The organism is Streptomyces sp. NPDC102462, assembly GCF_044765425.1.
Lineage (GTDB): Bacteria > Actinomycetota > Actinomycetes > Streptomycetales > Streptomycetaceae > Streptomyces.
Genome location: NZ_JBIWKB010000073.1, coordinates 1 through 23,263, shown reverse-complemented (window position 1 = coordinate 23,263; position 23,263 = coordinate 1). Strand labels below are relative to the sequence as shown.

The 23,263-nt window shown below is 71.1% G+C and carries 22 protein-coding genes and 1 pseudogene; 14 read left to right on the top strand and 9 right to left on the bottom strand.

Annotation, left to right across the window (positions count from 1 at the left end):
- Positions 1-244 precede the first annotated feature (244 nt).
- From ACIRFL_RS38175 to ACIRFL_RS38165, 3 genes are all read right to left on the bottom strand, one after another.
- A complete protein-coding gene (locus tag ACIRFL_RS38175; RefSeq protein ID WP_404038509.1) occupies positions 245-1,123 on the bottom strand; it encodes a helix-turn-helix transcriptional regulator in 879 nt (292 codons plus the stop codon).
- 70 nt (positions 1,124-1,193) lie between these two features.
- Positions 1,194-2,447: an MFS transporter gene (locus ACIRFL_RS38170; protein ID WP_404038506.1), complete on the bottom strand. Its 1,254-nt coding sequence runs from the start codon at positions 2,445-2,447 to the stop codon at positions 1,194-1,196.
- Positions 2,448-2,624: 177 nt separating this feature from the next.
- Positions 2,625-3,311 (bottom strand): NADPH-dependent F420 reductase, encoded by a 687-nt coding sequence (locus tag ACIRFL_RS38165; RefSeq protein ID WP_404038503.1) that lies wholly within the window; start codon positions 3,309-3,311, stop codon positions 2,625-2,627.
- Positions 3,312-3,807: 496 nt separating this feature from the next.
- On the opposite strand from ACIRFL_RS38165, the pseudogene ACIRFL_RS38160 reads away from it, so the two are divergent.
- From ACIRFL_RS38160 to ACIRFL_RS38150, 3 genes and pseudogenes are all read left to right on the top strand, one after another.
- Positions 3,808-4,603 (top strand): annotated as a pseudogene (locus ACIRFL_RS38160) (zinc-binding dehydrogenase).
- Positions 4,604-4,624: 21 nt separating this feature from the next.
- Positions 4,625-4,756, top strand: a complete 132-nt coding sequence (locus ACIRFL_RS38155; protein ID WP_404038500.1) for a hypothetical protein — start codon at positions 4,625-4,627, stop codon at positions 4,754-4,756.
- 236 nt (positions 4,757-4,992) lie between these two features.
- The gene (locus tag ACIRFL_RS38150; protein ID WP_404038497.1) at positions 4,993-5,487 is read left to right on the top strand and encodes a hypothetical protein; all 495 of its coding nucleotides are present in this window, start codon (positions 4,993-4,995) and stop codon (positions 5,485-5,487) included.
- 94 nt (positions 5,488-5,581) lie between these two features.
- On the opposite strand, the gene ACIRFL_RS38145 is transcribed toward ACIRFL_RS38150, so the two are convergent.
- Positions 5,582-6,544, bottom strand: coding sequence for an LLM class flavin-dependent oxidoreductase (locus tag ACIRFL_RS38145; RefSeq protein ID WP_404038494.1), 963 nt, complete (start codon positions 6,542-6,544; stop codon positions 5,582-5,584).
- Between the two features lie 154 nt (positions 6,545-6,698).
- On the opposite strand from ACIRFL_RS38145, the gene ACIRFL_RS38140 reads away from it, so the two are divergent.
- The 6 genes from ACIRFL_RS38140 (at position 6,699) to ACIRFL_RS38115 (ending at position 13,182) form a co-directional block, all read left to right on the top strand.
- Entirely contained in the window at positions 6,699-7,088 is a 390-nt protein-coding gene (locus ACIRFL_RS38140) for a hypothetical protein (RefSeq protein ID WP_404038491.1), read from the top strand.
- A gap of 418 nt (positions 7,089-7,506) precedes the next feature.
- The gene (gene kdpF / locus ACIRFL_RS38135) at positions 7,507-7,596 is read left to right on the top strand and encodes a K(+)-transporting ATPase subunit F (protein ID WP_009326374.1); all 90 of its coding nucleotides are present in this window, start codon (positions 7,507-7,509) and stop codon (positions 7,594-7,596) included.
- Positions 7,597-7,604: 8 nt separating this feature from the next.
- On the top strand, positions 7,605-9,266 hold the full coding sequence (gene kdpA / locus ACIRFL_RS38130; protein ID WP_404038488.1) for a potassium-transporting ATPase subunit KdpA: 1,662 nt from the start codon (positions 7,605-7,607) through the stop codon (positions 9,264-9,266).
- A 74-nt stretch (positions 9,267-9,340) separates the two neighbouring features.
- A complete protein-coding gene (gene kdpB, locus ACIRFL_RS38125) occupies positions 9,341-11,440 on the top strand; it encodes a potassium-transporting ATPase subunit KdpB (RefSeq protein ID WP_404038485.1) in 2,100 nt (699 codons plus the stop codon).
- A 5-nt stretch (positions 11,441-11,445) separates the two neighbouring features.
- The gene (locus ACIRFL_RS38120) at positions 11,446-12,114 is read left to right on the top strand and encodes a potassium-transporting ATPase subunit C (protein ID WP_404038482.1); all 669 of its coding nucleotides are present in this window, start codon (positions 11,446-11,448) and stop codon (positions 12,112-12,114) included.
- A gap of 384 nt (positions 12,115-12,498) precedes the next feature.
- Positions 12,499-13,182 carry a response regulator gene (locus ACIRFL_RS38115; protein WP_404038480.1) on the top strand — a complete coding sequence of 228 codons (684 nt, stop codon included), beginning with the start codon at positions 12,499-12,501 and terminating at the stop codon, positions 13,180-13,182.
- A 21-nt stretch (positions 13,183-13,203) separates the two neighbouring features.
- Here ACIRFL_RS38115 and ACIRFL_RS38110 read toward each other — a convergent pair whose 3' ends face one another.
- Positions 13,204-14,046: an FkbM family methyltransferase gene (locus tag ACIRFL_RS38110; protein ID WP_404038477.1), complete on the bottom strand. Its 843-nt coding sequence runs from the start codon at positions 14,044-14,046 to the stop codon at positions 13,204-13,206.
- Positions 14,047-14,176: 130 nt separating this feature from the next.
- On the bottom strand, positions 14,177-14,605 hold the full coding sequence (locus tag ACIRFL_RS38105) for a hypothetical protein (protein ID WP_404038475.1): 429 nt from the start codon (positions 14,603-14,605) through the stop codon (positions 14,177-14,179).
- A 401-nt stretch (positions 14,606-15,006) separates the two neighbouring features.
- Here ACIRFL_RS38105 and ACIRFL_RS38100 point away from each other — a divergent pair, with 401 nt between their 5' ends.
- Positions 15,007-15,726: an FAD binding domain-containing protein gene (locus tag ACIRFL_RS38100; RefSeq protein ID WP_404038472.1), complete on the top strand. Its 720-nt coding sequence runs from the start codon at positions 15,007-15,009 to the stop codon at positions 15,724-15,726.
- An 8-nt stretch (positions 15,727-15,734) separates the two neighbouring features.
- Here ACIRFL_RS38100 and ACIRFL_RS38095 read toward each other — a convergent pair whose 3' ends face one another.
- Positions 15,735-16,817, bottom strand: coding sequence for a fatty acid desaturase family protein (locus ACIRFL_RS38095; protein WP_404038469.1), 1,083 nt, complete (start codon positions 16,815-16,817; stop codon positions 15,735-15,737).
- Positions 16,818-17,033: 216 nt separating this feature from the next.
- Between ACIRFL_RS38095 and ACIRFL_RS38090 the strand changes: the two genes are divergently transcribed.
- Together ACIRFL_RS38090 and ACIRFL_RS38085 are read left to right on the top strand one after the other, a co-directional pair.
- A complete protein-coding gene (locus ACIRFL_RS38090; RefSeq protein WP_404038465.1) occupies positions 17,034-17,852 on the top strand; it encodes an SAM-dependent methyltransferase in 819 nt (272 codons plus the stop codon).
- Between the two features lie 660 nt (positions 17,853-18,512).
- Entirely contained in the window at positions 18,513-19,793 is a 1,281-nt protein-coding gene (locus ACIRFL_RS38085; protein ID WP_404038462.1) for a cation:proton antiporter, read from the top strand.
- A gap of 71 nt (positions 19,794-19,864) precedes the next feature.
- Here ACIRFL_RS38085 and ACIRFL_RS38080 read toward each other — a convergent pair whose 3' ends face one another.
- Both ACIRFL_RS38080 and ACIRFL_RS38075 read right to left on the bottom strand, forming a co-directional pair.
- Positions 19,865-20,524, bottom strand: a complete 660-nt coding sequence (locus ACIRFL_RS38080; RefSeq protein WP_404038459.1) for a response regulator — start codon at positions 20,522-20,524, stop codon at positions 19,865-19,867.
- Between the two features lie 3 nt (positions 20,525-20,527).
- The gene (locus tag ACIRFL_RS38075; RefSeq protein WP_404038456.1) at positions 20,528-21,475 is read right to left on the bottom strand and encodes a histidine kinase; all 948 of its coding nucleotides are present in this window, start codon (positions 21,473-21,475) and stop codon (positions 20,528-20,530) included.
- 267 nt (positions 21,476-21,742) lie between these two features.
- Here ACIRFL_RS38075 and ACIRFL_RS38070 point away from each other — a divergent pair, with 267 nt between their 5' ends.
- Positions 21,743-22,024 (top strand): DUF3040 domain-containing protein, encoded by a 282-nt coding sequence (locus ACIRFL_RS38070; protein WP_404038453.1) that lies wholly within the window; start codon positions 21,743-21,745, stop codon positions 22,022-22,024.
- A 494-nt stretch (positions 22,025-22,518) separates the two neighbouring features.
- A partial coding sequence (locus ACIRFL_RS38065; protein ID WP_404038450.1) for a cation:proton antiporter occupies positions 22,519-23,263 on the top strand: 745 nt, incomplete at its 3' end.

The following is a 23,263-nucleotide window of genomic DNA, read 5'->3' as shown; positions in this document are numbered from 1 at the left end:
AAGCAGCTGTTGACCTGCTGGTATTTCACGTCCCTCACTGAGTGACATCTTGCCGATGACGCATCACGTAGAGTGCGTCGCCATCCTCGAACCGGCCGAAAAGGGTCGCTGATCTGCGGTTTTCCGTGTTGCTCGGGCATGGCCGGGTGCGCTCGTCTCCGTCCCCATCTCCGCCCGTCCAAGGCCGATGGGGGGCGGGCACGACGTCGGTGTGTTCGAGCGGGGGAGGGCTGTGGGGCTGGTGCTACCGCTCGTCCGGTCGCACGGTTGTCTCTGCCTGGTTCTGGGTTGCTGCCCAGCTGGCCAGGAGCTGCAGGCCGTCCGCGGTAGGCGTACCGGGATCCGCGGTGTAGACGGTGATGGACAGACCGGCATCACCGGGCAGCTCAAGGGTTTCGTGGACCAGGTCCAGATCGCCCACCACCGGGTGCCGGAACCGTTTGGTTCCGTCCGTGTAGACGTGCACGTCGTGCGCGCCCCACATGGTGCGGAAGGCGTCGCTGCGGGTGGACAGCTCGCCGATCAGGTTCGACAGCTCTCGGTCATAGGGGTTCTTGGCGGCCTCGACCCGCAGCACCCCCACTCCGTCGCGGGCCACGCGCTCCCAGTCGCGGTAGAACAGGTGCGCCCGCGGATCCAGGAAGACGAACCGGCAGGGATTCGCCGGCTCCTGCTCGAACGCCTGGCACAGCAGGGCACGGGCCAGGGGATTGGCCGCGAGGATGTCCAGGCGGTTGTTGCGCACGTAGGCCGGCTGGTCGTGCAGGCCCTCGATGACGCGCAGCACGCTGGGCCGCACGGTCGGTTTCCTGTCAGGCCGCTGGCGGATGCGTGCCGGGGCGATGTTGGCCGCCCGTGCCAGGGCGTACAGGTGGTCGTGCTCGGTGTCGTCGAGCCGCAGGGCGTTGCACAGGGCGTCCAGGACGCTGTCGGAGACGCCGCTGAGGTTGCCGCGTTCCAGCCGGGTGTAGTACTCGACGCTCATGCCGGCCAACTGGGCCACCTCGCCGCGGCGCAGGCCGGGCACCCGGCGCTTTCCGTAGGACGGCAGCCCCGCCTGCTGGGGCGTGATCCGGTCGCGGCGCGATTTGAGGAATGCGCTGACTTCGGCCTGTTCGTCCATGCGTCCAGCCTAGGGATGGAGGGGATCGGGGTGGGAGTCTCTGTCACTACCCCCTTCGTCGGCGACCTGGTCAGCGGGAAGCGTCCGCCTGCTCAGCGTCCGCCTTCTCGGCGTGCGGCGCGGCAGCCACGGCGGAGGGACCCGCTTCCTTGAGCTTGCTGCGGGTGAACACCCACACGACGAGGGCGAGCAGGGTGACGGCCGAGGCGGCGGTCATGACCGCCGGCCAGCCGCCGGATGCCCACAGGGGGCCCGCTGCGGCCGAGCCGATGGCACCGCCCAGGAAGTTGCACACGACGAGGGCGGTGTTCAGCCGGCTGCGGGCGGAGCCGGGAAGGGCGAACAGCCGGGTCTGTCCGAGTACGGTGACGGACTGCGCGGCCACGTCGAGGACGATGACGACGACGACCAGCGCGATGATCGACGTGCCGACGGCCGAGCCGGCGACCAGTGACAGGGCCAGCACCGCCAGGGCGATACCGGTGGCCGGAGCGGACCAGCCGCGGTCGTGCAGGGCGCCGGCGCGCCGGGCGGCGAGGGCGCCGGCCACTCCGGCCAGGCCCAGCAGACCGATCTGGCCGGCGGAGTAGGAGAACGGCTCGGCGGTCAGCAGGTAGGTCAGGGACGTCCAGAACAGGGAGAACACCGCGAAGCTCGCCGCGCAGATCGCCAGGGTCGGGGGCGCTGCGCGATGACGGGCCACGGTGGTGCAGACCGAGCCGAGAAGACGCAGGTAGGGGACAGGTTCGCGGGCGTCGAGGTGCGGGATGACCTTGCGGAGCACGGCGGCGAGGAGGAGCGTCGCCGCGGCCGCGATCACGAAGATCGCCCGCCAGCCGAGCAGATCGGCGACGAACCCGCTGAGCGTGCGCGACAGCAGCACGCCGATGAGGACACCCGAGGCCACGGTGCCCACGACACGTCCACGGCGTTCGGGTTCGGCGAGCTCGCCGGCCAGCGGGGCCAGTATCTGCGCGCCGACCGCCGTCAGGCCGACACTGCCGAGCAGGGCGAGGAGCACCGGGAAGGTCGGAGCGAGCGCGGCGCCCAGGAGGGTCACGCCGGACAGGGTGAGGACGAGGGGGACGAGCCGTCGCCGGTCCAGGACGTCTCCCAGCGGCACGAGGAGGAAGATACCGAGGGCGTAGCCGATCTGGGTGACCGTCACCAGCGTCGCGGCGCTGGAGGAGGACACGTCCAGCGAGGCGGCGATGATCTCGATGAGGGGCTGGGCCCAGTAGAGGTTGCCGACGGCCAGGCCGGCGGCGATCGCGAATACGAGAGTGCGCGCCGGAGTCATCCGGCGGTCGGGCGCGGAGGCCACGGGAGTTCCTTTCACAGAGCAGGGGGCGCCGGGACACCGATCATCAGAGCGCTGCTCGCGGGCCGGGAGAAGGCCGTGGCCGGGCCGGCCGTCACAGGCGGCCCTCCCGCTCGGGAACGCGGAGGGCCTGTCCCTGCGCCGGCGGTCGGCCCCGGGCGCGGGGCCGGGCCGGTGCTGCTACTTGCGGACGATCGCGACGTTGAAGTCGTACGTGCCCAGCGCGTCCGAGACGGCGAAGAGCAGCGCAGAGTACATCTCGGTCCCGCGGGCGCCGCGGATCCCGCCCAGATCCAGAATCGCGTCCTCGGGCCAGCCGATCTCGCGCAGCAGACCCGTGACGGTCGCCTTGGCCTCGGCGTCGTCGCCGGCGACGAACACGTTGTGGTGGCCTGGGACGTGTGCCGGGTCGACCATGACGTCGGCGAGCATGGTGTTCAGCGACTTCACGACCCGGGCCTCGGGGACGGCCCGCTGGATCTGCTCGCCCAGGCTGTCGGTGTTCACCACCGACAGCAGCGGCGGCATCCCCTGCGACATGTCTAGGGGAAGCGCCGCATCCAGGAGCACCTTCCCGGCGAGGTTCGCGGCGCCGGCCGCCTCGACAGCGGCCAGGGACGCCGCACCCCGAGTCGCGTTGACGACGATCTCGCCGTACGCACCGGCATCGGCGAACGACACGAGCCGCACCGCCGGGTGTGTCTGCTGCCACTGGGCGAAGGGCTCGTTGCCCAGCCAGTCGGGCTCGGTGCGCGCGAGGGTCTGCTCGACGTCGCGGGTGCCGATCACCACGTCGTGGCCGAGCGTGCTCAGCCGGTGGGCGATGGCCCGGCCGACCATGCCGGTTCCCAGAACTGCGATCTTCATCAAGCTTCCTTGAGAGAATTCGGTGCCCTCGGCCCCAGGGGGCGTCGGGGCGGAGTACGGAAGGCAGAGCCCTGCGGTCCCAGGACCAGGGGGCCTGCGGGAGTCATGGGTCGGGGAGCTTGCTCACTTCAGCATCGAGACCTGGTGTCCGCCCCTGCCGGCCCCACTGACCATGCAAGGCGAAATGGCTCCGGACGTGGGAGTCTCCGCTGTGAGGGGTACTGGCAGAGACCCCCAGAGCCAACGGTTCGGCGTCGCAGTCGACGGTCGTGCCCAGACCTAAGCCCCGGGGGACGCTTGGGGTTTCTGGCAGTACCCGTCACAGCAAGGACTCCCACGACCGGGCGCTTTCCCCTCTCATGGTCAATGGCCCGTTTGTGCAGAGGCTGGACGGCGCGTGCGCGGAAGCGATCCGCCGCCGACCGTGCGGTCGGCCGTGCCGACAGCAGCAGCACGAGGGGCACCTTGAAAGCGACTTCCAGAAAGACGGCACCTCGTGCGCGCCACCTTCATGTACGGGCCCGGAGACGTCCGGGTCGAGAACGTGCCCGACCCGCAGATCATCGAGCCCACCGACGCCATCGTCCGCGTCACCTTGGCCTGCGTCTGTGGTTCCGACCTGCATGCCCCAGGCCGCCGGCACCCTGGTGAAGATCCCCTCTGACGTCGACGCGGCTCTGTTGCCCTCCCTGCTGACGCTGAGCGATGTGTATCTGACCGGCTACCACGCCGCCCACATGGGCCAGGTCACGCCGGGCAAGGCCGTCACCGTGATCGGCGACGGTGCCGTGGGTCTGTCCGCCGTACTGGCCTCCAAGCGCAGGGGAGCCGAAAGGATCATCCTCATGGGCCGGCACACCTCGCGTACCGACCTGGGCCGCGAGTGGGGAGCCGCCCACGTCATCGCCGAACGGGGCGAGGAAGGCATCGCCAAGGTCCTCGACCTCACTGGCGGCGAAGGCACCCACGTCGTGCTGGAAGCAGTTGGCCATATGCCGGCCTACGAGCAGGCAGTCGGCATCGTGCGCGCCGGCGGGATCATCTCCCGCGTCGGCCTGCCCCAGTACGAGGAAGCCCCGGTCGGCTTCGGCTCGCTGTTCCGCAAGAACGCCGGCCTTGCCGGCGGCCCCGCCCCGGTCCGCGCCTACATCGAGCAGGCCATCCCCGACGTGCTGGAGGGCCGCATCGACCCGGGCAAGGTGTTCGACGCCGAAGTCGCCCTCGACGACATCGCCGACGCCTACCAGGCGATGGACGACCGCAGCCGACTCAAGGTCCTCGTACACCCCTGACAACCGGCAAGGAAGCCCACGATGACCACTACGCACGAGCGCGAGCTGACCTCTGGGGTGCCCATTCCCCTGGTCGGCTTCGGATCGATCCGTATCGACGACGCCGACATGGAATACCTTCGCGGCCTGGACCGCGGACCCGGACTCGCCTGAGGGCCTTCCAGGGCCCATTCGGCAGGCGTCCAGGCGTCCAGGCGTCGTACTCGGCGTCGTCCGGTTGGCCGGCCTGTGCGCGCCGCAGAGGTTCGCTTCCTGAGTGGTGTCGGTCAGTTCGGTGAAGGGCGTTTCCCTGCGCATAGCGGTAAAGGGTGGTTGGTTCGGCCGGATTCCGCCCGTGGTGCCGACCGCGGTAGCCTCCACGGCACCCGGGGGCTCGGAGGAGAAACGCGATGGGTGTGCTGACCGACTACTTCCGTGCGGCGGACGCCGCGTCGGTGGTGCGGGTGCTGAAGCGGACGGACGGCGGTTCGCCGCTCTACGCGCAGCCCCCTGCGTTCGATGGAGTCGAAGCCAAGGGCGTGGATCCGGCCGTCATCCTGGCGCAGTTGATCGCTGCCGTCCAGCAGACCGAGTGGCGAGTGGACCTCGTGGAGGAGACGACCGTGTGGCCGACCTCCCCGGCACCCGGCCCGGACGGCCCCGGGGCCGAGGACGACCCATGGGTGACGGGGCCATGGGTGTCCGAACTCTGCCCCCGGACACGGGACACGCTGGCGGCAGTACGGGACTTCGAAGTACCGGCCGTCGTCGGCAGGTGGGTGCGGGCCGAGGAACTGCGGGGAGCCCGCGTCGAAGACATGCAGCCAGTGGCCGAAGAACTCGTCCGGCTTGACAGACGCGCTCGCGACGCCGGCGATCAGCTCTACTGCTGGATGTCGCTGTGAGACCTTCCGTCCCGGACCGCCCGCACCGGCCCTGACCGTGCGCCTGGCCCGCCCTCACGACCGGCGGGCCGGCGCGGCAGTTCCGGCGGAGCGCTCAGAGCACTGCCGCCAGCGCGTCCAGTGATGCCAGGTGGTCGGGGCCCAGGGGCGTGAGGACGGCGCTGGTGACGCCCGCCTCGAACAGGTCCGCCAGTCGGGACCGGGCCTGCTCCGGTGTGCCCGCCACGGCGAGTTGGCGGACCCATTCGTCCGGCAGCAAGCGGGCGAACTCCTGCGGGTCGGCGCAGCGCGAGCGTAGCGAGACCAGGTCGTCGTGGAAGGGGAGCGGGGCGATGTGGGGCCGCCAGTCCGGCTCTCCGACCACGTCCAGGGCGGGGCGCACGGCCGCCAGCGCGACGGCGGGGTCGTCGTCGATCGCCGCGATGTTGTAGGCGGCCAGCCGGTGCGGGCGGGCCGGGGCGATGTGCGTGAGGGCTTCTCGTACGTAGGCGGGTGTCACCGGTTCCGCGAGGATGGTGCCATCGGCCACGTCGCCGGACACCGCGAGGGATCTGGGGCCGCGCACACCGGCCAGGACGGCGGGGACCGCCGCCGGCAGGGCGCTCTCGTGGAGTTGCAGACCGTCGACGCGTACGTACTGACCGTCGTGGTGGACGGGCCGGCCGCTCAGCAGCGCCTTGAGGACGGTGATGTACTCGGTCAGCAGGGTGAGGGGGCTCTTGGGCCAAGCCCCGACACCGCGCATCCAGGCCGGCATGCCGTGGCCGACGGCGATGTCGATGCGGTGGGGATGCAGTTGGGCGAGGCCCGCGATGTCCATCGCGGCGAAGGCCACGTTGCGGGCGGCGGCCGGCAGCAGTCCCACGCCGACGCGGATCCGGGTCGTGGCGGCGAGGACGGTGGCCGCCTGGGTCAGTCCTCCCCGGTAGCCGAGGTCTTCCACCACCCACAGCTCGTCGAAGCCGTGTGTCTCCGCGCGCCGGGCGAACGGGACGATGTCCGGTGCCGGAATGTCGCGCGGCATGATGACGCCGATCGTGCCTTCGTGTCTCGTCATGGTGATCTCATCCCCAGCGGGTTCGGGTTCCATGACCATGGTCCCGGAGCATTGTCGTGGCCGGTGCGTCTCGGTCTGCCCGCGGCTGGTACTCGGGCGGAACTTGAGTACCTGCGCTCTGGGCGGGGGCGGGGGCGGCGGAGACGCTGGGGGCATGCGTCAAGGAATGCGGAAACCACTTCCCCAGGTGCTGTCGGTCCTCGTGCTCGCCGGGGTGTCGTCGGCGGTGTGGGCGGCCTGGCTGGGCTGGGACCAGGATCGTGATGTGCGAGCCGACGGGACGGCGACCGGGCCGTACGAGGCATGGCAGGTGATCGGGCTGGTGCTGACCCTGCTGGCGGCGGTGTACTGGGCGGCGTCACGGCGGCACGTCGTCGGTGCTGTGCTCGGCACCACGGCGGGGCTCACGGCTGCCGCCTACTACGACTGGTCGGACGACGCCAGTGGCCTGTTCGTGGTCGGGGTGGGGCTGGTCATGATGGGGAGCCTCGCGGCGACGGCGGTCGTTTCGGCGGTGATCGTTTCTGCGAGGCGGGACGCCTGACGGCGGCTGCCGCCGGGGGGAACCGGTGGGGGGTCGTCGGCTGTCTCCGGCTGCGTTGTGGCTGGGTGCGCGGTTCCTCGCGCCCCTTCGGGGCCCTCCTGTGGTGGCGTTGTGCTGGGTGGGGGGTTGCTCGGGTCTCTTGGGGTGTGTGCGGGTGCGTTGTGGCTGGGTGCGTGGTTCCTCGCGCCCCTTCGGGGCGCGCCTGTGGGTGGCGTAAGAGGGGCGTCAAGGGTGTGCTGGGGGCCGTATGGGGGCCGTCAACGCACGGTCCTTTTCGGTCGGAGACGCGCTTTCCTCGATCTGTCCGATTCTGTCGAACCTCACTCCAGGAGTTCGCGATGGCCGATGTGGCCTTCGTCGTCACCACGATCGCGGTGTTCGCGCTGGTGGCCCTTGTCGCCCGGGGGGTGACGAAGCTGTGACCGCCGAGAACGTCGTAGGCCTGGTCGTGGCCGTCGCCCTGCTGGGTTATCTCGTCCTCGCCCTCATCTTCCCGGAGAGGTTCTGAGCCGCGCGATGGGTCCCCAACTCGCTGCTGTCCTGCAGCTGCTGGCGCTCATGGGCGCGCTCGCGCTGGTCCACGTCCCCCTGGGCACCTACATGGTCCGGGTCTACTCCTCCGACAAGCATCTGCGCGTCGAGAAGTGGATCTACAAGGGGATCGGCGCCCACCCCGACACCCAGATGCGCTGGCCCGCGTATCTGCGGAGCCTGCTGGCCTTCTCCGCGGTCGGTGTCCTCTTCCTCTACCTGCTGCAACGCCTCCAGGGCGTGCTGCCCGGCTCGCTCGGCTTCTCCTCCGTCAGCCCGGCGCAGTCGTTCAACACGGCCGCCTCCTTCGTGACGAACACGAACTGGCAGTCGTACTACGGCGAGCAGACGATGGGCCATGTCGTGCAGACGGCGGGTCTCGCGGTGCAGAACTTCGTCTCCGCCGCCGTCGGCATCGCCGTCGCGGTGGCGCTGGTGCGCGGCTTCGCCCGTGCGCGCACCGGCGAGCTGGGCAACTTCTGGGCCGACCTGGTGCGGGGCACGGTGCGCATCCTGGTGCCGCTCGCCGCCGTCGCCGCGGTGGTGCTGGTCGCCTGCGGGGCGATCCAGAACTTCTCCGGCATTCACGAGGTCGGCCAGTTCATGGGCGGCTCCCAGCAGTGGAACGGCGGCGCGGTCGCCTCCCAGGAGGCGATCAAGGAGCTGGGCACCAACGGCGGCGGCTACTTCAACGCCAACAGCGCGCACCCCTTCGAGAACCCCACCCCCTTCACCAACCTCTTCGAGATCTTCCTCATTCTGGCGATCCCGTTCTCGCTGACCCGCACCTTCGGTGTGATGGTCGGTTCGGTGCGGCAGGGGTACGCGATCCTCGCCACCATGGCCACCATCTGGGTCGGCTTCGTCGCCCTGATGATGTGCACGGAGTTCGCCCACCACGGTCCGGCGCTCCAGGCGGCGGGCGCGTCGCTGGAGGGCAAGGAGGTCCGGTTCGGGGTCGGCGGCTCGTCGATCTTCGCGGTGTCGACCACCCTGACGTCGACCGGCGCGGTGGACTCCTTCCACTCCTCGTTCACCGGCCTCGGCGGCGGTATCACCATGCTCGGCATGATGCTGGGCGAGATCGCGCCCGGTGGTGTCGGCTCCGGGCTGTACGGCATGCTGATCATGGCCGTGATCGCGGTGTTCATCGCGGGTCTGATGGTCGGCCGTACCCCCGAGTACCTGGGCAAGAAGATCGGCTCGCGCGAGATCAAACTGGCCGCCGTCTACATCCTGATCACTCCGGCCCTGGTGCTCGTCTTCTCGGCGGCCTCCATGGCGCTGCCGACGCCACCGCACTCGATGCTCAACTCGGGCGCGCACGGATTCTCCGAGGTCCTGTACGCCTTCACCTCCGCCGCGAACAACAACGGCTCCGCCTTCGCCGGCCTGAACGCGAACACGGACTGGTACAACACCATGACCGGGCTCGCGATGCTGCTCGGCCGCTTCCTGCCGATGGTGTTCGTGCTGGCGCTGGCCGGCTCGCTCGCCCAGCAGCAGCCCGTTCCGGCCACCGCGGGCACCCTGCGCACCGAGAAACCCCTGTTCACCAGCCTGCTGGTGGGCGCGATCCTGATCATCACCGGTCTGACCTACTTCCCGGCCCTGGCGCTGGGTCCGCTCGCCGAGGGGCTGGCGTGAGGACCGCCCGTAGAGACGTGAAGCGCGCCCGCAGAGACGTGAAGACCACCCGTAGAGAGAAGTCAGAGGACGTCATGTCCACAGCCACTCCGACCAGGGCGCCGCACAGCGACGTGCCCACCGGGCGCAAGTCGGCCGAGGGCCGTGTCGGCGCGGGTCTCTTCGATCCCAAGCAACTCATCAGGTCCCTGCCGGACGCCTTCCGCAAGCTCGATCCACGGGTGATGGTCAAGTCTCCCGTGATGTTCGTGGTGTGGATCGGGTCCGTCCTCACCACCGTGTTCTCCTTCACGGATCCCGGGGACTGGTTCGGCTGGGCGATCAGCGCCTGGCTGTGGCTGACCGTGGTCTTCGCCAATCTCGCGGAGGCGGTCGCGGAGGGCCGGGGCAAGGCGCAGGCGGACACCCTGCGCCGCGCGAAGACCGACACGGTCGCCCGCAGGCTGAGCGCGGGCCGCGAGGAGCGGGTGCCGGGCACCGGGTTGCAGATCGGCGACCTGGTGGTGTGCGAGGCCGGTGACGTCATCCCCGGTGACGGGGATGTGATCGAGGGCGTCGCCTCGGTCGACGAGTCGGCGATCACGGGGGAGTCGGCCCCGGTGATCCGTGAGTCGGGCGGTGACCGGTCGGCGGTCACGGGCGGTACGAAGGTGCTGTCGGACCGGATCGTCATCAAGATCACGACGAGGCCGGGTGAGACGTTCATCGACCGGATGATCCGCCTGGTCGAGGGCGCGGCCCGGCAGAAGACGCCGAACGAGATCGCCCTGAACATCCTGCTGGCGTCGCTGACGATCGTGTTCCTGCTGGCCTGTGCGACGCTGCCGCCGTTCGCCGCCTACGCGGGCACGCATCTGTCGATGGTGGTGCTGGTGGCGCTGCTGGTGTGCCTGATTCCGACGACCATCGGTGCCCTGCTGTCCGCGATCGGCATCGCGGGCATGGACCGGCTGGTGCAGCGCAATGTGCTGGCCATGTCGGGCCGTGCGGTCGAGGCCGCCGGTGACGTCTCCACGCTGCTGCTGGACAAGACCGGCACCATCACCCTCGGCAACCGGCAGGCCGCCGAGTTCGTGCCGGTGCACGGCACCACCGCGGCCGAACTCGCCGACGCGGCCCAGCTCTCCTCGCTGGCGGACGAGACGCCGGAGGGCCGCTCGGTCGTGGTGCTGGCGAAGGAGCGGTACGGGCTGCGGGAGCGGCACCAGGGCGAGCTGGCGCAGGCCGAGTGGATCGCCTTCACCGCGCAGACCCGGATGTCGGGCGTGGACGTCGACGGCCGGATGATCCGCAAGGGCGCGGCCGGCTCGGTCACCGCCTGGGTCGAAGGACGCGGCGGCACGGTCGCCGAGGACGCGGGCGCGACCGCCGACCGGATAGCCGAGGCCGGCGGTACCCCGCTGCTGGTGGCGGTCCACGACGACAACGGCGCCCGCGTCCTCGGCGTCATCCACCTCAAGGACGTGGTCAAGGACGGGATGCGGGAGCGGTTCGAGGAACTGCGCCGCATGGGCATCAAGACGGTCATGATCACGGGTGACAACCCGCTGACCGCGCGGGCGATCGCCGAGGAGGCCGGGGTCGACGACTTCCTCGCGGAGGCCACGCCCGAGGACAAGATGGCGCTGATCAAGCGGGAGCAGGCGGGCGGGAAGCTGGTCGCGATGACGGGCGACGGCACCAATGACGCGCCCGCGCTGGCCCAGGCGGACGTCGGGGTGGCGATGAACACCGGTACGTCGGCCGCCAAGGAGGCCGGCAACATGGTCGACCTCGACTCCAACCCGACCAAGCTGATCGAGGTCGTCGAGATCGGCAAGCAGCTGCTGATCACGCGGGGCGCGCTGACCACGTTCTCCATCGCCAACGACGTGGCGAAGTACTTCGCGATCATCCCCGCGCTGTTCGCGGCGGTCTACCCGGGCCTGGACCGGCTGAACATCATGCAGCTGTCCTCGCCCGACTCCGCGATCCTGTCCGCGGTCGTCTTCAACGCGCTGATCATCATCGCGCTGGTGCCGCTGTCCCTGAAGGGTGTGCGGTACCGGCCGGTGAGCGCCGACCGGATGCTGCGCCGCAACCTCGGGATCTACGGCATCGGCGGGCTGATCGCCCCCTTCATCGGCATCAAGATCATCGACCTGCTTCTCTCCCTCATTCCCGGAATCGGCTGATCGCCATGAACAACTCCGTAACGAACACGGCCCGGTTGCTCGGGGCGGGCCTGCGTGCCCTCCTCGTGCTCACCCTGGTGACCGGGGTCCTCTATCCGCTGGCCGTCACCGGCATCGCCCAGGGGCTGTTCCGCGACCAGGCGAACGGCTCGCAGATCACGGCGAACGGCGCGGTCGTCGGCTCCTCCCTGATCGGGCAGTCGTACCGTCTGCCGCTGAAGAAGGGCCAGCAGACCCCGGAGGCCGACCTGAAGTGGTTCCAGGGCCGGCCGGCCAACGGCCTCGGCAGCAACAGCCTCAACACGCAGTACAAGCTGATCCTGTCCGGTGCCACCAACCTCTCCGCAGACAGCAAGGTCCTGATCAAGCAGGTGCGGGACGCCAAGGCCGCGGTCGTCAAGGACAACTCGGTGCCCGGCCACACGGTGCGTCCGGCGGACGTCCCCGCCGACGCCGTCACCTCCTCCGGCTCCGGCCTCGACCCGGACATCTCCCCGGCCTACGCCGAACTCCAGGTCCACCGGGTCGCCGCGAAGAACGGCCTTCCGGTCGCCCAGGTCGACAGGCTCGTCGAGGACCACACCAGCGGCCGCACCCTCGGCTTCATCGGCGAGCCGCGGGTGAACGTCCTCGAACTCAACGTCGCGCTCAAGGGCCTTGTGGCGAAGCACTGATGGGGTTACGCGACACGCACGGATGCCGGCGGCCCAGGGAGCACCCCGGGCCGTCGGCTCCCGCTGTCCCGAAGCCCGCCGCCTCGCGTCCGGCCGCCTTACCGGCAGCCGCGGGACGGTCGGTGCCGTGCCGGTCGTCGGTCTGGCCGTGGTCGGCACGGCCTGGGTGGTTCGTGTCCGGCCCGGTCCGTGGTGTCGGCGTGCTGCGCGGTGGCTGCACGCGGCCCCTGACGGTCGGCCGATCGCCGCGCGGCCCGCTCGGTGGGGATCCGACGGGCGGCCGCCATCTGCCCCGCGCCGGGGCGCGCGCCACCCGATGACACTCGGCGTCCGGAGCGCGGGGACGACTGCCCGGCCCGGCGACGACAGGAAAGGCACACGCCCATGACCAGGGTGCTGGTGGCGGAGGACGACCCGCAGCTCGTACGGGCCCTCGTCATCAATCTGGAAGCACGCCACTACGGCGTGGACGCCGCCCCCGACGGGACCACGGCCCTGCGGCTCGCCGCCGCGAGACAGCCCGACGTGGTGCTGCTGGACCTCGGGCTGCCCGACATGGACGGCGTGGACGTCATCAGGGCCCTGCGCGGCTGGACCCGTGTGCCGATCCTGGTCCTGTCCGCACGGCAGGCATCCGAGGAGAAGGTCGCCGCGCTCGACGCCGGCGCCGACGACTACGTGACCAAACCGTTCGGCATGGACGAGTTGCTGGCCCGGCTGCGGGCCGCCGCCCGCCGCGGTGAGGGCACGCCGTACGTCCCCGAGACGACCCTCGTCGAAACGGAGCACTTCAGCATCGACCTGCTCGCCAGACGGGCCGTACGGGACGGGCGGGACGTGCGGCTGACGCCGACCGAGTGGCAGCTGCTGGAGATCCTGGTGACGCACCCCGGCCGGCTGGTCACGCAGAAGCATCTCCTCCAGGAGGTCTGGGGCCTCTCGCAGCACAACAAGACCCATTACCTACGGGTCTACATGGCGCAGTTGCGCCGGAAACTGGAGGCGGACCCCTCCCACCCGCGCTATCTGATCACCGAGCCCGGCATGGGCTACCGCTTCGAGGGATGACAGGAGCCGCGGCAGGCTCCGTCAGTGCTGCGGGGTGAACAGGAGGTTCCGGGTTCCGGGCGGCCTGGGCGCGTACGAGGGTACGAGGGTGCCGCCGTCCTCGGTGACCCAGTGGGAGTCGTAGCCGAGCGGTTCGAACTCGGCGAGGAGCGGGGTCAGCGGCGCGTCCACCAGCGCCTCCAGGATCACCGTCGGCCGGTCGCGCTTCAGCACCTGCCGGGCCCCGCGCAGCACCGACATCTCATGGCCCTCCACGTCGATCTTGACGAGGTCCAGCCTGGCGTCGGCGAACACCTCGTCCAGCGCGCGGAGCCGGACGCGCTTGAGCTGCGCGTCGGCGGCGGCGTGCTCCAGCGTGGAGCCGGTCGACAGAAGGTTCCCGGAGAAGCGGACGCTGATGTCGGCCCAGCCCGGCTCGCTGGACACCCCCGCCTGGTAGAGCCGTACGTTCTGGACGTTGTTCGAGCGGAGGTTCACCGAGAGCCGGGCGTGGATCATGTCCACCGGCTCGAAGGAGTGGATCTTCGCCTTCGGGTTGGCGAGCGCGGCGATCAGCGAGAAGTATCCGACGTGCGCGCCGACATCGGCGATCGTCGTGCTGTCCGCCGCCAGCCGGGACCAGGTGGCGAGGCTGCCCGGTTCATAGCCGAACCGCCCGTTCCACAGGGTGTCCAGGGCGACCGCGTCGTCGTTCACGCAGAACATGACGAACGGCGCGCAGTACGGGGAGTCGATCTCGACATATCCCCGGTAAGGGTGTTTCTTGCGATGGGTACGGATGATGTCGCCCGTGGAGACCGGCCGGACGGATGGTGCGTGGGCCAGCATGCGGGCATTGGCTTCTTGGAGCTGGGCGATACGCATTGCGCGATGGTAACGCTTTGGCCGGAACATTTCGCCGGCTTGGCAGAAGACGAAAAGGCCGGCTCGGGTACGGGTGTGAGCCGGCCTTTCGCGGGTGCACCGACGAATTCGCCTGGAATTAACCCGGCGCTCAGACGGTCCGGCGCGGTCGGCCGTGCAGCGTCAGGTAGAACAGCTGCAGTGAATCCCTGGGGGAGCCCACCTCGTAGCGGTTGAGGACCTTGCCCAGCGGGTTCCAGATGCGGCCGTCCGGCATGCGGACGCCGACGTCCTGCCCGAAGTAGGCGCGCTGCTCGGCGTCGAGGTCCACCCACACCGCCCCCGCCCGGCGCACCAGCACCTCCCCGACGTAGGCGCCGAGCCCGAGCAGCGTCTCGCGGTTGCGCTCCCGCGGAGCGCCGCCCTTGCGCAGGCCGTCGAGCAGGAAGTCGACGATGCGCAGGCTTCGTTCCGAGTAGTCCAGCGGCAGGCGGCTGCGGGCCGTGACGCGGGCGACGAACTCCGCCGCGCGGGGACGCATTCCCGTCGCGTCCAGCGTGCGCTCGTGCAACTCACCCATTCAAACCCACCCCTTCATCCCCGTGAGCCCCGTGGCGGGCCCCCCGGGGTAACCAGCGGATCCCGGCCCCGGATCATCACGGGCCCCTGGATGTGCGGCTCACCACACGAACGGGACGGCCGCGGTGTCTCCGCTCGGTGTATTCGGCGATCAGGGTATTTCGCGGGATTTCCCCGGGTTTCCCGCCGAACTCGGCGCCCGTAAATTCGGGCCGTGTTCCATTGCGCGGAAGCCGGCTGATCCGCTCCTTTTCTGAGGGGCCGTCAGTTTTCCTGGTCATGCTCATGTGAGCCCTGTACGCGCCCCCCGCTGTGCGGCGAAGATGCGCCGTGCCGGCGGGGCGAAGGACGATCCCTCGCCCCTGCCGCCTTCACCTCCCCACGAAAGGCAGGTCGGTCGCCGTGCTGCTGCGGTTCCCCCTCTCCGTGTCCGAAGCCCAGGAGTGCCTGGCGGAGGAGGCCGTCCCGATCGGCGGGGCGACACTGGTGTGGGCCACCTGGCAACGCGACGGCTTCCCCCAACGGGCCATGTCCCTGCGCGACCTGCCGGAGGCCAACGTCATCGGGCGTGAATCCCTCGGCGGCGCCGTCGTCCTGAACCGGGTGGACGAGCGGGTGCCGGACGTGCTGCGCCTGGCCGCCGCCACCATCGGCACCGGCGCCGTACGCCGGACGGCGACCGTCGGCGGCAACATCGTCGGCAGCGCCCTGCGGTGCCTGCTGCCCGCGGCCCTCGTCCTGGACGCCCGCGCCCGGGTCCTGGAAGCCGACGGCATCCACGAGACCGACCTGGCCGAGGTCACCGCCAAACGCCCGCTGCTGCTCAGCCTCCACTGGCGCGCACCGCTCGCCAGCGCCTACCGCAAGCTGCCGGGCGAGGCCGGCGGGCCGCCGCCGCTGGTCGTCGCGGCGGCCCTGCACGCGGACGCCGACGGCCGCAACCGGCTCCGGGTCGCCGTCCGCGACGGCTACGACGTGCTCAGCGGCAGCGCGGCGTGCGCGGCCGACACCGACGCCGAACAGGTGCTGCGCGCACTGCGGCGGCAGCACCTCGGCGACCTCCCGGACGAGGCGTGGCCCACGATCACCGACCAGGTCTGTGACCTCCTCGGCCACGGCTGACCGCGCCGTCAGGACGCCCTGCGCTGCCGTCTGATCGGTTCTCCGACGCGGTGCATATGGGTCAGGGCCTCGCGGTACGAGCGGATCAGCCCGGTCTCGTGGTAGGGCACGCCGATCTCCGCGCAGTACGCGCGCACGATGACCTGGGCCCGTCGCAGATGGGGCGTGGGCATGCTCGGGAAGAGATGGTGCTCGATCTGGTAGTTGAGGCCGCCGAGCATCACATCGGTGAGCGGGCCGCCGGTCACATTGCGGGAGGTGAGCACCTGGCGGCGCAGGAAGTCGGGCCGCTCGTCCCCGCGGAAGGTGGGCATGCCCTTGTGGTTGGGTGCGAAGGTGCAGCCGAGGTACACGCCGAAGAGGCACTGGTGCACGGCGAGGAACGCCACCGCCTTGCCCGGTGAGAGCACCAGGAACAGCGCGGACAGATAGCCCGCGATGTGCAGGAAGAGCAGGGCTCCCTCCAGGAGGCGGTTCTTCATCGACGGCGAGCGCAGCGCCCGCGCGCTCGCCACGTGCAGGTTGAAACCCTCCAGCGTCAGCAGCGGGAAGAACAGCAGGGCCTGGTGGCCGCCGATGAGCCGGGCCAGGCCGCGGCTGTGCCGGGCCTGCTCGGTGGACCACACCAGGATGTCGGGGGCGACATCGGGGTCGAGTTCCTCGTGGTTGGGGTTGGCGTGGTGGCGGGTGTGCTTGTTCATCCACCAGCCGTAGCTCATGCCGATGCCCAGGTTGCCGAACAGACGGCCCCACAGCTCGCTCGGCCGGCGCCGCCGGAAGACCTGCCGGTGCGCCAAGTCATGGGCGACGAGGGCGACCTGACCGAACGTCAGCGCCATGAAGGCGGCGACCGCGAGCTGCCACCAGGTGTCACCGAGCGCGAAGAACACCCCCCAGCCCGTCGCCAGCAGCGCGATCACCAGGCCGAGCCGTGCCGTGTAGTAGCCGGGCCGCCGTGCCAGCAGGCCCGCGTCCGTGATCCGCTGGGAGAGTCTGGCGAAGTCGCTGCCCGCCGCGGAGCCGGAGCCGGGCGCCCGGCGGCGGGGGGCGGGCGTTCCGGCCGCGACGGAGGTGTCCGTGGAGATCGTCATGCTGTCGAGTCTCGGGACGGGCGACCGGCCGGGACAGCCTGCCAGGCACCCGAAGCGGCCGGGGGCTGTCCCCAGCAACCCCAGGGGGCTGCCACCACCCCGGGGCGCCGACCTGGGTCTTCCCGTCCCGAACTGGCCCTGCCTCAGGACACATTGATGATCAGAACGTGGGTTAGTGTGCTCGCGTCGGCACACGCGAGCGAGTAGGACCGGACGATGAGCGACAGACTGACCGGCGGCATGGCACCCTTCAACTCTTCGGTGGCGCACCCCGCGCGCGTCTACAACGCGTGGCTCGGTGGCAAGGACAACTACCCGGCGGACGAGGAGGCGGCCCGCCTCGCGGCCACGGCGAACCCGCAGATCATCCCGGCCGTCCGGGCCAACCGGGCGTTCCTCGGCCGGGCCGTTCGCGAGCTGAGCCGCGCCGGCATCCGGCAGTTCCTCGACATCGGCACCGGCATCCCCGCCGCCGACAACACCCATGAGGTGGCGCAGCGGGCCGACCCGGGCGCGCGGGTCGTCTACGTCGACAACGACCCGGTCGTGCTCGCCCATGCCCAAGCGCTGCTGGTCAGCACGCCGGAGGGCGCCACCGACTACCTCCAGGCGGACCTGCGGGACGTCGACCGCATCCTCGCGCAGGCGCGCGACACCCTCGACCTGTCCCGGCCGGTGGGCCTGATGCTGGTGGCGATCCTCCAGTACATCCCGGACGCGGACGACCCGTACGCGATCGCGCGGCGGCTCGTTGACGCCCTCCCGGCCGGCAGCTACCTGGTCCTGTCCCACCCGGCATCGGACATCGGGGCCGACGAGGTCTCGGAGTCCATGCGCGTCTACAACGAGCGGGCCGCCGAACAGGCGGCGCCGCGCACGCATGCCCAGGTGTCCCGGTTCTTCGAGGGCACGCGGATCCTCGACCCCGGGGTGGTCGAACTACCGCAGTGGCGCCCCGACACCGACACCATCTCCGAGGGCACCCCCCTCCCGATGTGGTGCGGCGTGGGCTACAAGCCCCCCACCAACCAGTGACCCGCCCCAGCCCCAAAGGAGCGCAGGCAACGGCGCGACCAGCCACAACGACTGCCGCGGACGAAGGCCGCCCTGGCGCCCGTAAGGGGCGCAGGCAACGGCGCGACCAGCCACAACGACTGCCGCGGACGAAGGCCGGCGTGGCGCCCGTAAGGGGCGCGGGGAACGGCGCGACCAGCCACGACGGCTGCCGCGGTCGAAGGCTGGCGTGCCGCCCGATAGGGGCGCGGGGAACGGCGCGATCGACCACGACGGCTGCCGCGGTCGAAGGCCGGCGTGGCGCCCGTAAGGGGCGCGGGGAACGGCGCGATCGACCACGACGGCTGCCGCGGTCGAAGGCCGGCGTGGCGCCCGTAAGGGGCGCGGGGAACGGCGCGACCAGCCACGACGACTGCCGCAGCCGAAAGACGGCCCGGCGCTGACAGGCGCGCCGCAGCCGAAAGACGGCATCGTGGCGTCCCCGGCCCGGCAGGGCGTCGGCAGGGCGTTGGCAGGGCCGGGATGGGGGTCGGCCCGAGCCTGAATTGGGGGTCGGCACCGATGGCCGCTTCGCGGTTGGCCCTGTGAGGGTGGGGTGTGCCGCAGCGCAGGCGCGAGACGTGGCGCCGCCGCGGCAGACCGGATCCCGTCCCGAGACCGTGGTGTGGAAGGCGGTGGCCCGTGGGACATGCCGACACACTGCTCGCCATGGGCGGCGCCTTCGTGGGCGCCGCGCTGCTCGCCCGGCTCGGCGGCCGGATCGGGCTCCCCACGATTCCGCTGTTCATGCTCGCCGGCATCCTGCTAGGCCCGCACACCCCCGGACCGGTCCTCGTCGAGGACGCCCACGACTTCGCCATGCTCTCCGCGCTCGGACTGGTCCTGCTGCTGTTCTGCCTGGGGCTCGAATTCCACCTGGACGACCTCAGGAACGGGGGCCGGCGGCTGCTGACCGCCGGCGGTGTCTATCTGCTGCTGAACGTCGGCGCGGGCCTGGCCTTCGGCTTCGCGCTGGGCTGGGGGGTGCGGGAAGCGCTGGTGCTCGCCGGTGTGCTGGGCATCTCGTCGTCCGCGATCGTCACGAAGATCCTCATTGACCAGGGCCGGCTGGGCCACCCGGAGACCCGGCTGATCCTGGGCGTCATCGTGGTCGAGGACATCTTCCTGGCGCTGTACCTGGCCGCGCTCCAGCCGGTCGTCGGCGGCGCGCAGGGCATCGGGGACGCGGTGGCACAGGGCGCGAAGGCGTTCGGATTCCTGCTGGTGCTGGCCGCCGCCGCCCGCTACGGCACCCGGCTCGTCGGCCGTCTGATCGTGACCCGGGACAACGAACTGCTGGTCATCAGCTTCCTGGGTGCCGCGGTCCTGATCGCCGGTGTCTCCGAACTCCTCGGCGTGGCCGACGCCATCGGGGCCTTCATGGTCGGCCTCATCCTGGCCGGCACCCCCTCCGGCCCGCGCATCCGTGCGCTGGTGCATCCGCTGCGCGACGCCTTCGCCGCGATCTTCTTCTTCGCCTTCGGGCTCGCCATCGACCCCGGGGACCTTGCCTCCGTGGCCGTACCGGTGGCCGTCGCCGCCGCGCTGACCCTCGTCATGAACGTCGCCGCGGGCCTGTTCGTCGCCCGCATCTACCGGTACGGTCCGGAGCCCGCCGCGGCGATCGCCACCACCCTCGTGGCCCGCGGGGAGTTCGCGCTGATCCTGGCGTCCATGGCGGCCGGCGCACGCCTGGACGGCCGTCTCGCCCCGTTCATCGCCGGGTATGTGCTCGTCCTCGCGGTCCTCGGCCCCGTCGTGGCCGGACACGCGCGGCTGTTCGCCCGCGTCCTGCGCCCCGGGCACCGTCCGCCCGCCGCCGCGTCCGGATCCCCCGCCGCGTCCGAAACCCTCGCCGCGTCCGAATCCCCCGGCACCCCCCGCCGCTCCCCGTCCGCGGTGTCCGCCGAAGCCGAACGGTAGTCCCGCCCGGCAGGCGCCCGGCCGGTGCTCCGCCGCCGCGCACCGCACGCTCGGGCCGGGCCATGGCCCGGTCAGGCTTCGATCAGACCGACGCGGATCGCGTACCGGGTGAGTTCCAGCCGGTCCTTCAGGCCCAGCTTCTGCAGCAGGTTGGCGCGGTGGCGCTCCACCGTCTTCGGGCTGATGACGAGCAGGTCGGCGATCTCCTGCGAGGTGTGCCCCTCGGCGACGAGCTTGAGGATCTCCTCCTCGCGGTCCGTGATGGCCCGCGCGGGCAGCGCCCGGCCCTCCCGGGCCAGATCCAGATAGGTGCGTACGAGGGCGTTGACGGCCCCCGGGTAGAGGAACGGTTCGCCGCGCATGGTGGCGCGGCACGCCTCGACCAGGTCGCGGTCGGCGACGGACTTGAGGACGTAGCCGGAGGCGCCGGCGCCCAGCGCCTCGAAGAAGTACTGCTCGTTGTCGTACATCGTCAGGATGAGGATCCGCAGGTCCGGCTCCGTGCGGGAAAGCTCACGCGCGGCCTGCAGACCGGTCAGCCGGGGCATGGCTATGTCGAGGATGGCCAGGTCCGGGTGGTGGGCGCGGGCCTGCGCGACCGCTTCGGCGCCGTTGTCGGCCTCGGCGACGACGGTCAGATCGGGCTCGCTCTCCAGGATGAGCCGGACCCCGCGGCGGACCAGGGCGTGGTCGTCGGCGAGCAGGATGCGGGTGGGTGAGGGCTGGGGCATGGTTCAGGGATTCCGGTCGGGTACGGGGACGGCCAGACGTACTTCGGTGCCTCCGCCGGGCCCGGGGCCCACCCCGAGATCGGCGCCGATGAGCAGGGCGCGTTCGCGCATGCCGTGGATGCCGGCGCCCTCGGGCGCACCGCCGATGCCGCGGCCGTCGTCGCGGATGCGCAGCTCCACTCCGGTGGCCGTGCTCCGGAGGCTGACCTCGGCGCGGCGCGCCTGGGCGTGCCGGGCGGTGTTGGTCAGCCCCTCCTGGGCGACACGGTAGACGACCAGCTCGGACGCGCGGGCCAGCGGCGGCAGCTCCGGGGCGAGCCGGGACCGCACGGACAGGGCGGGCCCGGTGAACTCGGCCGTCAGCGCCTTGAGTGCGCGGGTCAGGCCCAGCTCGTCGAGGACGCCGGGGCGCAGCCGGCGGGCGATGCGGCGGATCTCGTCCAGGCTCGCCCGGGTGGTCTCCTGCACCTCGTGCAGCTCAGCACGGAGTTCGGACGGGGCGTGCCGGGCGACCCGCTCCAGTTCCAGCAGGACGGCGGTCAGCGTCTGTCCGACCTCGTCATGCAGCTCGCGGGCGATGCGATGGCGTTCGGACTCCTGGGCGGAGAGCGCGCGGGCGCTGCTGGTCGCCCGCTCGTCCTCAAGCCGGTCGAGCATGGTGTTGAACGCCGTGATCAGCTCGGCCACCTCGCCGTGCCCGCCGACCGGCGGGCGCCGCCCCGGCCGCAGCAGGTCGGCCGTGGTCATCGCGCGGGTGAGGCGTTGCAGCGGGGCCAGGGCGACGCGCAGCAGCAGGGCGTTGGCGACGAGCATGGCGGCCAGGCCCACGGCGAGGATCGCGGCCTCGGTGAGCAGCACGGGAGTGGACACGGTGACCGGGCCGAGCAGCAGAGCGGTGGCCACGACCAGCACGACGGCGTTCAGCAGGAAGATCCGCCAGTACAGGGGCACCGCGTTCCGCCTCCTCGACATGGACTCCGCTGCCACCAGGGTGGTGGGGTTCCGGCCGGTGCGCCATCCGTGGCAGCACCCATCTTCCGGGCCGTACGCCCGGTATGCGTGACCGCTTCCGTGTGGGGCAACCACCAGGAAAGATGAGGGCCGCACCTGATGGCGGCAGGCCGCGGGCGGGGGAGAGCCTGGAGGTCCGGCGGACCGGTTGCGTCGTATGCGACGGGCCGGCTCCGTGACGGTGTCAGGTTCGGGAGGGATGGAGCCGTGACCCAGTTCGACGACGAACGCCTGGTCGACCTCGCCGCACGGCTGGAGCGGGACGATCCCCGCTTCGCCCGCGCCCTCGGATCCGGGCGTCCCGCGCGGCCCCGCGAGTACCGGCGTACCGGCGCCTGGTGGGGGCTGGCCGGCGGTGGCGCCGCGCTCGCCCTGGGCGTCTTCCTGCCCCACGGGCTGCTGATCGCCGCCGGCCTCGTTGTCATGGGCATCGCCGTGCAGCTCCTCGACCCCGACCGGGCCCGGCGGCGGTCCGGGTCGTCGCGGTGAGGTACCCGCGCGCCAACGTGGACTTTCTGACGTTCTCCTGAGGGGCCGTTCCGGCATGCGATAGACTTCTTTACCGAGTGCTTACGCTCTGTTGAGCGTAAGCATGCTCAGTCGTTGGTGGTCGCCGGTTTCCGGCCGACGTGATGGGGGGGCGTGACATGGACCGATCCGTCCGCGCGCGTGCCGCCGTCCGGGTCCGCGTCGGCAACACCGCCCGCGACAGCGTTCCTGATACCGACAGCGCCGTCTTGAGCGACCACCGCTCCCGCTGACGCCCCGGATCCACCGCCGATCCGGTCCCTCTTCCACCGCGGGAGCCGCCCGACGGCACCCGCACTCACCGCCCGGCACCCTCCCGCCGTGGGACGGCATCAGACCGCCGGGCCGGCCAACGGACATGCGCACGCGCAACGGCACGGACAACGCGTCCGACGCCCGGTACCCGCGAAGGCACAGACGCCGCCACCGAACCGATCGACGGAGGTCAGACGCCCGTGCACGACACCACCGCCATGCTCATCGAACTCGGGGCGATCATTCTCGTCCTGGGCCTGCTGGGCCGCATCGCCGGGCGGGTGGGCTTCTCGCCCATACCTCTGTATCTGCTCGCCGGGCTCGCCTTCGGACAGGGCGGCATCCTGCCCCTGACGGCCAGTGAGGAGTTCGTCGCCACCGGCGCCGAGATCGGGGTGATCCTGCTGCTGGTCATGCTCGGCCTGGAGTACAGCGCCTCCGAACTCGTCACCACCCTGCAGACCCAGTTCCCCTCCGGGGCCGTCGACTTCGTCCTCAACGCGGTCCCCGGCGCCCTGGCGGCGCTGCTGCTCGGCTGGGGCCCGGTCGCCGCCGTGGCGCTCGCCGGGGTGACCTGGATCTCCTCGTCCGGGGTGATCGCCAAGGTGCTCGGCGACCTGCGCAGGATCGGCAACCGCGAGACCCCCGTCGTCCTCGGGGTGCTCGTCCTCGAAGACCTGGCCATGGCGGTCTACCTGCCGATCCTCACCGCCCTGCTCGCCGGGGTGAGCCTGGCCGGCGGGACCGTCACCCTGCTGATCTCGCTGGGCACGGTCGGCGCCGTCCTGTACGTGGCGCTGCGGCACGGCCGCCTGGTCAGCCGCGCGGTCTCCTCCGACAACGCCGAGATGCTGTTGCTTGTGGTGCTGGGGCTGACCCTGCTGGTCGCCGGGGTCGCACAGCAACTCCAGGTCTCCGCCGCGGTCGGCGCGTTCCTCGTCGGTA